Source organism: Ruegeria alba, from assembly GCF_022321465.1.
Classification (GTDB): Bacteria; Pseudomonadota; Alphaproteobacteria; order Rhodobacterales; family Rhodobacteraceae; genus Ruegeria_B; species Ruegeria_B alba.
Map to the genome: position 1 here is coordinate 25,053 of NZ_JAKOEM010000013.1, position 12,107 is coordinate 37,159.

The window sequence follows — 12,107 nt, forward strand, 5'->3', positions numbered from 1 at the left end:
CCTCCTTCACCCACGACCCAGGCCGACGCGCAGTATGTTCATCGAGGATTTGTAGATCGCGAGCGCGCGGTCATGCTGACGCTTGACCTCGACCGCCTTGAGCATCTGCTCCTCGACGCTGACATTGTTGCGGTTCGGGTCGCCCGGACCGTCGGTTTCGAAAGGTGTCCAGCTGGTGGTCGAGGCCGCGGTGCCATTCAGATGGCCCGCCCGACGGGCCTGCATGGCGGTCCCGGCGCTCTCGCGAGCAAAGGTTTCAGCAAAGGGGGCGATATCGCGTTCGCGGTATCCGGGCGTATCGGCATTCGCCATGTTCTGGGCGATCACGGCCTGCCGTGTGCCTGCATGCGTTGCCATGGCGTACGCCATCTTAAAGACGTTCAAGTCCGAGAACATCGGGGCTTCTCCCTCGATCAATTTCAATCAAGGCTTAACCCCGATTCGTTTAGAAACCGTTTTCAGGAAATTGTTGGAGATATCCCGATGACGGCCCCGGACCCCCTCGCCCTGAAAGCCGAGTTCGACAGTCTCAGCCTGGTTCGACATGTCGGGCGCGTGACCGGCGTGGCAGGGGGCGTGATTCAGATCCAGGGACTCGCCAATCAGGCGCAGATCGGTGATCGGGTTGAATTGAAACGTAATTTTGGTCCGTCGCTAGGGGGTGAGGTGTTGCAGGTCGAAGGCAGCACGATCAACATGCTGCCCGACAGCGCACCCGAAGGTGTGTCGCTGGGCAATCGCGTGGTGTTGCATCCGATGCCGGGATTCGCGCCTGGGCGTCACTGGCTGGGACGGGTGGTTGACCCGTTCGGTCGACCGCTGGACGGGCGCCCCTTGATGCGGGGGGCCAAGGCGCGCGATCTGATGCGCCCGCCGCCGCCTGCCGTGCAGCGCAAACCCCTGGGTCAGCGCATGGCAACCGGGCTTTGTGCACTGAACACATTGTTGCCCATTGTCCAGGGCCAGCGGGTCGGTCTTTTTGCCGGGTCGGGGGTTGGCAAATCCAGCCTGCTTGCCACGCTGGCCAAGTCGATGCAGGCGGATGCGGTTGTGGTCGCGCTGATCGGTGAACGGGGGCGCGAGGTCAACGAGTTCGTGGCCAAGGCGCTGGGCCCCGAGGGGCTGGCGCGCTCGGTCATCGTCGCGGCCACATCGGATCAATCCGCATTGGTTCGCCGCCGCTGCGCCTGGGCTGCAATGACTGTGGCCGAGAGCTTGCGCGACGAGGGGTTGAATGTTCTCTACCTGGCGGACTCGATCACCCGTTTCGCCGAGGCGCATCGCGAAATTTCCGCCGCCATGGGCGAGGCGCCGGCGCTCAGGGGCTATCCGCCCTCGGTTACGCCGCTGATCACCGGCCTGTGCGAACGCGCCGGCCCTGGGACCGAGAAACAGGGCGATATCACAGGTGTTTTCAGTGTCCTGGTCGCAGGGTCGGACATGGATGAACCGGTCGCCGATATCCTGCGCGGTGTTCTGGACGGCCATATCGTTTTGAACCGCGAAATCGCCGAACGTGGTCGCTTTCCCGCCATCGACATCAGCCGTTCGGTCTCGCGCAGCTTGCCGGATGCGGCCACGCCCGAGCAGAACGCACTGATCGGCGAGGCGCGGCGCCTGATTGGCGCCTACGAGCAATCCGAAGTGATGATCAAGGCAGGGCTGTATACAGAAGGAGCTGACCCGTTACTGGATCAGGCGGTGCGGGTCTGGCCCGAGCTGGATGCTTTTCTGGCCCGACCCGATGCTCAGGGGGTCGAGCACAGTTTCTCGCGCCTGCAACTGGTCTTGCGCCGCGCCAAATCCGGCCCCCGCCACTAGACGTGGGCCGGACAGGTGTCAGTCGGCGTCAGCCACGCCCTCGGCCCGCAGCCGCGCGCGGCGAGCGCGATAGCTGGGCAGCAGTACCAGAATCACCGCCAGTGCCAGAAGCCCCATAGTCATCGGCCGTTCCAGAATGAAGCCCAGCCCGTCATAGAGCTGCATCGCACGGGCAAAGTTGTTTTCCAGCATTGAACCGAGAATGAAACCGATAAGCAGCGGCGCCAGCGGATAGTCCGCAAATCGCAGCACCGTGGCGCAGACGCCGAGCCCCACCAGGATCAAGAGTTCGGTGGCGTTGTTCTGACCGATATATGCCCCCATCAGGGTAAAGAACAGGATGAACGGTATCAGAAAGGTCCGCGGCACCGTAAGGATCTTGGCGATATAGGGGATCAGCGGCAGGTTCAGGACCAACAGGATCAGGTTGCCCAGATACATTGAAATGATGACTGCCCAGAAGATCTGTGGATCGTCCACCATAAGGCGTGGTCCGGGCGTGACGTTCAGCGCGATCAATGCGCCGAGGAGAATCGCGGTGGTCCCCGACCCTGGAATGCCCAGGGTGAGAAGCGGAACGAAGGATCCGGTGCAGGCGGCGTTATTGGCGCTTTCGGGTGCGGCCAATCCCTTGAGCGACCCCTTGCCGAACTCCGCCTGCTCGGCCTTGGGGGCAATGTTGCGTTCGACCGCGTAACCGAGGAAACTGGCGATTGTCGCGCCTGCGCCGGGCAGAACACCAATCAGGAAACCCTGCACCGATTGCCGCCCGATCACTGGCGCGATGGATTTCGCCTCGGCCCTTGTGATGCGCAGGTCCTTGATCGCGTTGCCATCACCTCCCTGGTTGGACCGCGAGGGATCGAGCACGAGATAAAGCGCCTCGGGCAGGGCGAACATCGCCATAGCCAGCGTGATGAACCCAAACCCCGATTGCAGATCCATCACTCCCATGGTGAAGCGCGGCATATTGAAAAGCGCGCCCTCGCCCACGGTCGCCATGATCAGACCGAGAAGCGTCATCAACAGCGCCTTGCCGACCTGTCCTGATCCGGCAAAGGCGGCGATGGCCGACAGGCCCACCACCATCAGTGCGAAATACTCGGCCGAATGAAACAGCAGCGCGACCGAGGCCAGCGCGGGCGCGAAAACCATCAGCAGGATCGCCCCAATGGTGCCGCCGCAAAAGCTGGCGATCGCGGCTACCGTCAGCGCCTTGCCAGCCTTACCCTGCCGCGCCAGAGGATAGCCGTCGAAACTGGTCGCGACGGTCGAGGCCACGCCGGGCGCGTTGATCAGGATCGACGATGTGGACCCGCCGAAGATCGCGCCATAGTAGACGCCGGCCAGCAGGATCAAGGCCGCTGACGGATCGCCAATGGTGATCGCGACCGGGATCATGATCGCGATGATCGACATCGGACCAAGCCCAGGCAGCATGCCGATGAATGTTCCGATCAGACAGCCACCGATGACCATCAAAATATTTGTGAGCGAAAAGGCTGTCGCCAACCCGATCATCAGACCTTCGAGCATATCAGCCTCCGTTTGCCATAAATGCGGGCCAGGGGCTGAGGAAGATCCCCAGAACCACCTGGACTAGGTACCAGACCAGCCCGGCGGCGATCGCAGCCACCGGCAGCAGGATGTGAAGCCGGCGTTCGCCAAGGATCAGCGAGCCGATTGTCAGAAAGGCGAGAGTTGAAAGCAGAAACCCAAAGGGCCGCAACAGCAACGCATAGGCCACCATGAGCGCAAGCAGCATAAGCGCTTGGCCAAGTTTGTACTCGGTCAACCGACGATAATTGATCTCCATCGGTTTTGGCTCAGCCGCGCCCTTTTCGAGACCCAGGAGAACAGTCAGCGCAGTCAGAACGGCAAGAACTGACAGGATCTTGGGAAAGGTGCTTGGCCAGATCGGGTTGCGTTTCATGAACGGGGCAAGGCCCGCGTCCATGGTGAAGAAGGCGGCGTAGCCATAGGCGAGGCAGATCATCAGAATGACCAGTGCGATCCAGCGGTCGAGTGCCATAAGATCCTCCGGGGCGTGTTGGGTTGAGGCTGTCAGGGGGGCGCTGCCCCCGCCGCCCGTTCCGGGCGCCTCCCCCGGGATATTTTCAGCAAGAGGAAAGACGATGTTAACCTTGTTTCCCTAGGTTTGGATCACGGTACAGGCTGGGAAGCCGATGACCGTGCAAGGGGAAGGTTATGCTTCTTCGGTGGAGGGGAGGGTCGGCCGCTCTCCCCTTCCTCTTGCTTCAAATATCCCGGGAGCGCGAGGGTGGAACCCTCGCACATCACAGACGAGCGCGGCGTAGCCGCACCTTTGGATTAGAGAAAACCCAGCTTGCGCATCAGATCCCCGATCTGCTGTTCCTGTTTTTCCAGGAAGGCACGGAAATCGTCACCGCTGTTGTGGATGTTTACCCAACCGTTGCGGGCGCGCACGGCTTCCCATTCGGGAGTATCATACATCTTGGCAATCGCGTCCTGATAGGCGGCAAGCCGGTCCTCGGGCAGACCGGGGGCGCCGAAGAATCCACGCCAGTTCACAAAACTCGTGTCGATCCCCTGTTCCTTCATCGTCGGGGCGTCGGGATAGGCGGCGACCCGATCATCCGAGGTGACGCCGATGATCTTGACCTCGCCCGCATTCGCCAGATCCACCGCTTCGGAGAAGCCGGTGCTGAGCGCGGCGATCTCTCCCGAGAGGAGCGCCGCCATCGCCTTGCCGCCCGCGTCATAGGGGATGTATTTCACTGCCAGTGCGTCCTTGCCAGCAGCCTCCATGACCATTGCGGCGACCAGATGGTCCATGCCACCGGGCACCGAACCGCCACCGATGGCGGTGCCACCCGGGTCGGCGTCAAAAGCGGCGAGAAGGTCGTTCATCGAATTTACCGGGCTGCCCTTGCTCACCACGATGGCGGCATAGTCGCCGATGGTTCCGGCGACCAGGGTCAGGTCGCGAAAATTCTGCGGGAACACGCCGGTCAGCGAGCGGATGATGATCGGGGTTGAATTGACCATCAGCGTGCCGTGGTTCGAGGCGGCGTTTTCGATCAGGTAGCCGATTGCCTTGCCGCCGCCGCCGCCGGACATGTTTTCATAACTGGCGGTGCCTACGAGGCCCGCTGCGGTCAGTGCCTCGCCGGTGCCGCGTGCGGTGCCGTCCCAACCGCCACCGGCGCCGCCGGGGACGAGGAAATGGATGCTGTCGACCACCGGTTCGGCCATGGCCGGCGTCGAAAAGGCAAATGCCGCCGATGCGGCGGCCATCATGACCCGGCGGGTCAGGTTCAGTTTCGTCATTGTGTCCTCCCGTTTGACAAAGCGGGTTTCGCTTGCCCATGTGAAAGGAAAGCCATGCAAAGCTGACACCAACCTGTCGCATTCGGTTGAAGAGGAGAGGTACCCCATGCGGTTCCTACTGGTCGAAGACAATCTGAGCCTGGCTGCGGCTATCCTGGATCGGCTGCGCCTGGACGGGCATGTGGTAGATCATGCAGAGAACATCTCGGTTGCCGAAGAGTTTGTGGTAACGGCAGATTACGATTTGATTTTGCTGGATATTATGTTGCCCGATGGGGATGGCCGCACCTTTCTCAAGACGCAGCGCGATCATCTCAGCGAGACCCCGGTCATCGTTCTGACCGCGCGATCCGAGGTGTCCGACCGGGTCGGTGTTCTGGACCTCGGCGCCGATGATTATCTGACCAAACCTTTCGACTTTGCCGAGCTGGAGGCACGCTGCCGGGCGGTTTTGCGGCGGCGCGGGGGGCGCCCATCGAACCAGAAACGAATCGGGGCGCTGATCTTTGATCCACTCTCGGGAGTTCTGGAAGTCGCTGGTGTCGATGTGCCCCTGCGAAACAAGGAACTGCGGCTGTTGGAGATCTTTCTGGCCGCGCCGGATCAGATCTTTTCCAAGGCACGATTGGTGGACCGGCTGTTTTCTTACGACGAGGAAGTGTCGGAGAATGCGATCGAGGTCTATGTGGCCCGGCTGCGCAAGAAGATCAGCGGTTCGGGGGTCGAAATTCAGACGGTGCGCGGGTTGGGGTACCGGATGCGGACGCAATGAGTGACAGTTTGCGCATCAGCGGTTCGATCCGCCGGCGGCTGACGATACAGCTGGTCGGCAGCGCGGCGGTGCTGGCGACGCTGCTGTTTCTGATCGTACAGACCTTTACCCGAGACCTGGCTGAAGAGACTCACGACCGCATCCTGCTGGCCTCGGCCACCTCGATCATGGACGCAATCTCGGTCCGGGCGGGAGAGGTGACCGTGGACCTTCCTTATGCTGCGCTGTCGATGCTGAGCAATGTCAGCGATGACAGGGTGTTCTATCGGGTCATGCTGGGGGCCGAAACACTGACCGGTTACGACGATCTGCCCGTACCCGAACCCGGGTCACGAGAAACCGGAGCAAGGTTCGACACGCTGGTCTACAAAGGCGAAACCGTGCGGATGGCGACGACGGTACGCTGGCTGTCGCGCAATGGGGTTTCCACGCCCCTTATCATCTCTGTGGCGCAGACCCGGACTGGACAGACCGAACGGCTGGCGGCCCTGACCCGGACCGCATTGTTGCTGGGGGCGGGCTTCTTTGCCGTCGCCGTTCTCTTGGCTGTCTGGACGGCGCAATCCTCGATCCGGCCGCTTCGGCAACTGGCGGGTATGGTGTCGCGTCGGGGGCCAACCGATCTGCGCCCGGTCGCGCGCCCGGTTCCCGCTGAAATGGCGCCACTGGTCCGATCCCTCAACAGCTTTATCGACCGGTTGGGCCTGTCTCTCTCGAGATCCGAGGATTTCATTGCCGAAGCGGCGCACCGGGTGCGGACTCCGCTGGCAACAGTGCGGACCCAGGCAGAGAATACCCTGCACCGGATCGAGCGACCGGAAAACCGGACTGCACTGCGCGAGATGATCCGTGCCATCGACGAAAGCTCGCGTGCGGCAGGGCAACTGCTGGATCATGCTATGGTGAGCTTTCGCACTGACAGTCTTGAACGCAAACCCTTCGATCTGGCCGAGCTGACTGCTGAACTGGTGAATCGGTTGCGGCCGGTCGCCGACCTGAAGGATATCGATCTGGAACTCGAGATGACGGGCGCGCATGCCATGGCGGGTGACCCGATCCTTGTCCAGAACGCGGTACGCAACCTGCTTGACAATGCGATCAAATATGCGCCCGAGGAAACCCGTATCACGGTATCGGTTCGGGGTGATGCGGCGGCTCATACCCTGTGCATCCGGGATGCGGCGGGCGGGTTTCCCGAGGATGAGATGGGCAGCCTGACCGAACGTTTCGTTAGAGGCCGCAATGCCGAGGGCACGGTCGGGTCCGGTTTGGGCCTGACCATCGCCCGCGAGGTGGCCGAGGCGCATGGCGGGCGGCTGGAGATCGCCAACACAAAGGATGGAACCGGCGCATGCGTCTGTCTGCACTTTCCCTCTGCTTGACCCTTTGGGCGGCTGTCGTCTGCGCTTTCGAGGTCGAGGAACACGCGCGTTTCGGTCCTGCCGAGGCGCGCGTTCTGCGCATCCTGTCAACGACGGATATCGATATCCTGCGCCCGCTGATCGATAGTTTTCTGCGGAGCCGTCCAGGGGTCGCGGTCGATTATACCGCAGCCAGCAGCGCTCAGGTGATGCAGGCCATTGTCACAGAGAATGCGCGGTTCGATCTTGTCCTGTCCTCGGCGATGGATTTGCAGATAAAGCTGGCCAATGATGGGTTTACCCGACCCCATCGTTCGCCCTGGACGCCGCTTGTCCCGGATTGGGGTAACTGGCGGGACCATGTCTTTGCCTTTTCACAGGAAACGGCCTCGGTTGTTCTGTCTCGCGCGGCCTTCGCCGGTGAAGAGCCGCCGCGCACCCGGCAGGATCTGATTGACCTGCTCAGACGCGACCCGGACCGGTTTCAGGGCCGGGTCGGCACCTATGACGTTACAGTCAGCGGTCTGGGATATCTGTTCGCGACCCAGGATGCACGAACCGCCGAGAGTTACTGGCGGCTGATGGAGGTTCTGGGCGGCTTGCAGGTCAGGCTGTATTGCTGTTCTGGTGAAATGATCGAGGCGGTGGCCGAGGGCCGCATCGACCTGGCCTATAATGTGCTGGGCAGCTACGCGCGGGCACGCACCGATCTGGCCGAGCGTATTCTTGTGGTCGAGCCCGAGGAATACACAAACATGATGATGCGCACTGCGGTCATCCTTGGCGAGGCGGCCGAGCCCGATCTTGCCGGTGCATTTGTCGACCACCTGATCGCGGCGGCCTGGTCCGACCCGCCTGCGCCTGACTATCCTTTTCTGGACCCGCCCGAGACCACTCGCCCGGTTGGGGCGTCACTGCGTCCAATTGCGTTGGGGCCCGGATTGCTGGTGTTTCTGGATCGGCTCAAGCGGCAGCGGTTCCTGGAGGAATGGCGTAACGCGGTTCAACAACAGTGATCGCCGTGGGTGTGATAACCCGACAATCTTATATGTTATGCCTCTGTTAACGCCTCGCCTGATATCCCTGATTTCGGGTGATAAGGAAGGTGGTGGAGATGGGTGCGCATTCCAATGCGGCGCCGATCATCATCAAGAAAAAGAAATCGGGTGGTGGCGACGGTCACCACGGCGGCGCGTGGAAGGTGGCCTATGCCGACTTCGTAACCGCCATGATGGCTTTTTTCATGTTGATGTGGCTGCTGAACGCAACGACGGAAAAACAACGCAAGGGTCTGGCCGACTATTTCTCGGATTCAATTCCGATCAACCCGGTTTCCGGTGGTGGTGACGGGTCCTTTGGCGGCGACAGCATGTTCTCGGAGAACGCGCTGGTCACTTCCGGGACCGGAGGTGTCAATCGCCGGCGCGCGGATGCGGACCGCTCGCGTGGGTCGACCGGGGTCGACCGCCAGGGCGGCGAGGGAGAGCCGTTCGAAGACTTCAAGACACTGGAGGCGACCTTGCAGGGGCGGGCGGGGGAAAGCCTGGTATCCGAGCAGTTGCGTAAGCATATCGTGACCCGTGTGACTGACGAGGGGCTGATCGTCGAGCTGATCTCTACAGACGAATCGCCCTTGTTCGACACCGGGTCGGACCGCCCGACCCAGTTGATGAAAGATCTGGCCAAGGTGGTGGTGCGGGCATCGGGAATGGTCACGAATGGTATCGCCGTGGGAGGGCATATTCGGGCACATCCGGTGGTGTTGGTGCGGAGCCCAGTTTGGGAACTGTCCACCGCGCGAGCCGAGCGAACTAGAGTTCTATTTGAAAGCCTGGGAATGAAAGAAGAACGTATTCAGCGCGTTACTGGATTCGCCGACCGGAAGCTCACCGATTTGAATCCGATGTCTGCGCGCAACGACCGGATCGAAATCATCTTTCTACGCAGTTGAGATCACAGAGATGAATGGCATTTTATTTGTTAGCGGGCTGTTAAGCGGTCAGGCGTTAGCTGTTGCAACAGTTTTTCATGATGCAGCAGAAAGGCGTATCCATGACCATTTCATCTTCGCTCAACGCCGGGGTTGCGGCGCTGTCCGCAAATGCCAGCCGCCTGGCGACGATCTCGGACAACATCGCGAACTCGTCGACCTATGGCTACAAGCGGGTTGAAACGGATTTCCATGCACTGGTGAATGCTGGCGGACGCGGGAAATACTCGGCAGGTGGGGTTCGTACGACCACACAGCGCCTGATCGACCAACGCGGTTCACTGGTATCTACCTCGAATTCGACTGACCTTGCCGTGCGCGGGCGCGGTATGCTGCCAGTGATGCGTAGTTCGCAACTGGCCTTGCCTCAACAAGATATGCTTCTGGCGACGACAGGTTCCTTTCGCACAGATGAAGAAGGTTATCTCAAATCAGAGGCTGGCCTGGTTCTGATGGGCTGGCGGGCCAATCCCGATGGGTCGATCCCGAACTTGCCGCGCGATACCTCTGATGGGCTGGAGCCGGTGCAGTTGAGCGTTAATCAGCTATCGGGAGCCCCGACAACCGAAATGGTTCTGCGCATGAACCTACCGGCAACCGCAACGGAGGCTGGGGCAGCAGGAGACCCACAGCCCCTTTCGGTCGAGTATTATGACAATCTAGGTAAATCCGAAAACCTCCAGATCGAGCTCGTCCCAACCGTGCCTGCAACAGGCGTCAGCAACGAATGGACCTTGGTTATGCGGGACACTGCTTCTGGTGGCGCGATTGTCGGGGAGTACACGCTGACCTTTTCTGACGCGCGGACCGATGGCGGTACGCTAGCTGCTGTCTCTGCGACAACAGGCGGGGCATACGATCCGGCAACTGGTTCGGTTGTTGTCAACGTGGCTGGCGGCCCGATGGAAATCAATATCGGCCAGATCGGAGCGTCGGATGGTATCACTCAGCTGTCCGACAAATTTGCGCCGGTATCGATTACAAAGGACGGAACCGCCGTTGGTACGATGAGCCGTGTTGAGATTGACGAGAACGGCTATGTCTATGCCTTTTTCGACAATGGTGTCAGCCGAAGAGTGTTCCAGATTCCGCTCATCGACATGCCAAATCCCAACGGCCTGATGGCACTTGACAGTCAGACTTATGAACCCTCGCGCGAAAGCGGCACTTATTTCCTTTGGGATGCGGGTGATGGTCCGACCGGTGATCTTGTTTCCTTCGCACGAGAGGAATCGACTACCGATGTTGCGTCCGAACTCACCGCGATGATTCAGACCCAAAGGGCGTATTCGTCGAGTGCCAAAGTGATCCAGACAGTGGACGAGATGCTGCAAGAGACCACCAACATCAAGCGATAAACCGGTCATTCGCTGTATCTTGATCAAGGAGGCTTGTCATGACCATCTCGGCCGCACTTCACTCGGCTCTCAGCGGCTTGACCGCAGCGAGCCGTGCAACGGGGGTCACAACCGACAATATCGCAAATGCTCTGACACCTGGATATGCGCGAAGATCACTGGAAGTGACCGGCAACACGAATGGAGGAACAGGAGTTCGTATTGTTGGAGTGACTCGACACGCTGATCCGGTCCTGGTGGCGAACCGGCGCGGCGCCGATGCTGCGCGGGGTTATGCAGATACAGTATCAGACTTTCAAAACCGGTTGTTACAGTTGGTCGGAGGCACGGACGATCCTCGTTCGGTTCCAAACCTGATCGCTGAATTCGAAAGCAGCCTGATCGCAGCGGCCAGTAACCCTTCGGCCCAGACTCGTCTGGATGCCGCTGCGACCGCGGCTTCCGACCTGACGGCAGCACTCAACTTCGCATCGGATGGTTTGCGAGACGCCCGCAACGATGCGGATCGCAGTATCGGGCAGCAGGTCGATCGTCTCAACACGGTGTTGCAGAACATTGAAACTCTCAACGGGCGCATCCAGTCAGTCAAGCTTTCAGGCGGAGACACTGCTTCCCTCCTCGATCAACGACAAGAGATGATCGATGAAGTCAACACGATGGTACCGGTCAACGTAGTTACTCGCGATCATGGCAGCGTGGCACTGTTCACCGATGGCGGCGCCATCCTGCTAGACGGGCCGGCTGCTCAACTGAGTTTTTCCCCGACGACACAGACGATGCCGCATATGACATTGGACAACGGTATGTTGTCAGGTTTGGAGCTGAACGGAACGCACCTGCGAATAAGCGGCCCAACTTCGGCTATTCGGGGTGGTACACTTGCCGCAGCGTTCGATATTCGCGACGAACTTTCTGTCGAGGCGCAGAAGGACCTTGATTTGGTCGCGCGCGATCTTGTGGAACGTTTCGAGGCCCCGGCTTTGGACCCGACAGCGGCGCCAACCGACCCTGGGCTATTTACCGACAACGGTGCCCGGTTCGCAGCAACGGCGCAAACCGGGCTAGCAGGCCGATTGGAACTGAATACAATCGTCGATCCGAAACAGGGGGGGCTAAGTTGGCGCTTACGCGACGGTCTGGGGGCGGTTGCCCCCGGGGCACCTGGAAACGCAACGCAGATCAACGCGTTTCTTAAAGCTCTGACGGTCGCGCGCACGCCGCTTGATACTCGGTTCGGGACCGGCGCGATTACTGCGAGTGGTGTTGGCACGGCTCTGTTGTCCAGAGTGACGCAAAACGACAGCCTGGCGGCTGAACGGTTGGCCTTTGCATCAGCCAGCCAGACAGAGATGCAAAAGCTTGAACTGGAACAGGGCGTCGATACGGACTCTGAACTGCAGACACTGATGCAGCTCGAACAGGCATTTGCCGCAAATGCCCGCGTCATCGAGACGGTTGGCGAGATGATGGACACATTGTTGAGGTTGTAACCG

11 protein-coding genes are annotated in these 12,107 nt (G+C 60.5%); 7 read left to right on the forward strand and 4 right to left on the reverse strand.

Annotated elements, in window-relative coordinates; genetic code table 11:
• Nucleotides 1-6: 6 nt before the first annotated feature.
• The gene (locus tag MB818_RS14265; protein ID WP_238905517.1) at nt 7-396 is read right to left on the reverse strand and encodes a FlgB family protein; all 390 of its coding nucleotides are present in this window, start codon (nt 394-396) and stop codon (nt 7-9) included.
• A gap of 87 nt (nt 397-483) precedes the next feature.
• Between MB818_RS14265 and MB818_RS14270 the strand changes: the two genes are divergently transcribed.
• Complete coding sequence (locus tag MB818_RS14270; RefSeq protein ID WP_234144640.1) at nt 484-1,821, forward strand: FliI/YscN family ATPase; 1,338 nt, start codon at nt 484-486, stop codon at nt 1,819-1,821.
• A gap of 18 nt (nt 1,822-1,839) precedes the next feature.
• Here MB818_RS14270 and MB818_RS14275 read toward each other — a convergent pair whose 3' ends face one another.
• From MB818_RS14275 to MB818_RS14285, 3 genes are all read right to left on the reverse strand, one after another.
• Complete coding sequence (locus tag MB818_RS14275; RefSeq protein WP_238905522.1) at nt 1,840-3,357, reverse strand: tripartite tricarboxylate transporter permease; 1,518 nt, start codon at nt 3,355-3,357, stop codon at nt 1,840-1,842.
• A gap of 1 nt (nt 3,358) precedes the next feature.
• The gene (locus tag MB818_RS14280; RefSeq protein ID WP_234139982.1) at nt 3,359-3,853 is read right to left on the reverse strand and encodes a tripartite tricarboxylate transporter TctB family protein; all 495 of its coding nucleotides are present in this window, start codon (nt 3,851-3,853) and stop codon (nt 3,359-3,361) included.
• 299 nt (nt 3,854-4,152) lie between these two features.
• Nucleotides 4,153-5,133, reverse strand: a complete 981-nt coding sequence (locus MB818_RS14285) for a tripartite tricarboxylate transporter substrate binding protein (RefSeq protein WP_234144638.1) — start codon at nt 5,131-5,133, stop codon at nt 4,153-4,155.
• Nucleotides 5,134-5,239: 106 nt separating this feature from the next.
• Here MB818_RS14285 and MB818_RS14290 point away from each other — a divergent pair, with 106 nt between their 5' ends.
• The 6 genes from MB818_RS14290 (at nt 5,240) to flgK (ending at nt 12,104) form a co-directional block, all read left to right on the forward strand.
• A complete protein-coding gene (locus MB818_RS14290) occupies nt 5,240-5,905 on the forward strand; it encodes a response regulator transcription factor (RefSeq protein ID WP_234139980.1) in 666 nt (221 codons plus the stop codon).
• Nucleotides 5,902-7,287 carry a sensor histidine kinase gene (locus MB818_RS14295; RefSeq protein ID WP_238905523.1) on the forward strand — a complete coding sequence of 462 codons (1,386 nt, stop codon included), beginning with the start codon at nt 5,902-5,904 and terminating at the stop codon, nt 7,285-7,287. Before MB818_RS14290 ends, MB818_RS14295 begins: the two co-directional genes overlap by 4 nt.
• Nucleotides 7,284-8,282, forward strand: coding sequence for an ABC transporter substrate-binding protein (locus MB818_RS14300; RefSeq protein ID WP_439653290.1), 999 nt, complete (start codon nt 7,284-7,286; stop codon nt 8,280-8,282). The genes MB818_RS14295 and MB818_RS14300 overlap by 4 nt, the downstream gene beginning before the upstream one ends.
• Before the next feature lie 98 nt (nt 8,283-8,380).
• Complete coding sequence (locus tag MB818_RS14305; RefSeq protein ID WP_234165321.1) at nt 8,381-9,217, forward strand: flagellar motor protein MotB; 837 nt, start codon at nt 8,381-8,383, stop codon at nt 9,215-9,217.
• A 77-nt stretch (nt 9,218-9,294) separates the two neighbouring features.
• Nucleotides 9,295-10,614, forward strand: coding sequence for a flagellar hook protein FlgE (locus MB818_RS14310; RefSeq protein WP_234165323.1), 1,320 nt, complete (start codon nt 9,295-9,297; stop codon nt 10,612-10,614).
• Nucleotides 10,615-10,652: 38 nt separating this feature from the next.
• Entirely contained in the window at nt 10,653-12,104 is a 1,452-nt protein-coding gene (gene flgK, locus MB818_RS14315; RefSeq protein ID WP_234139975.1) for a flagellar hook-associated protein FlgK, read from the forward strand.
• Nucleotides 12,105-12,107 lie beyond the last annotated feature (3 nt).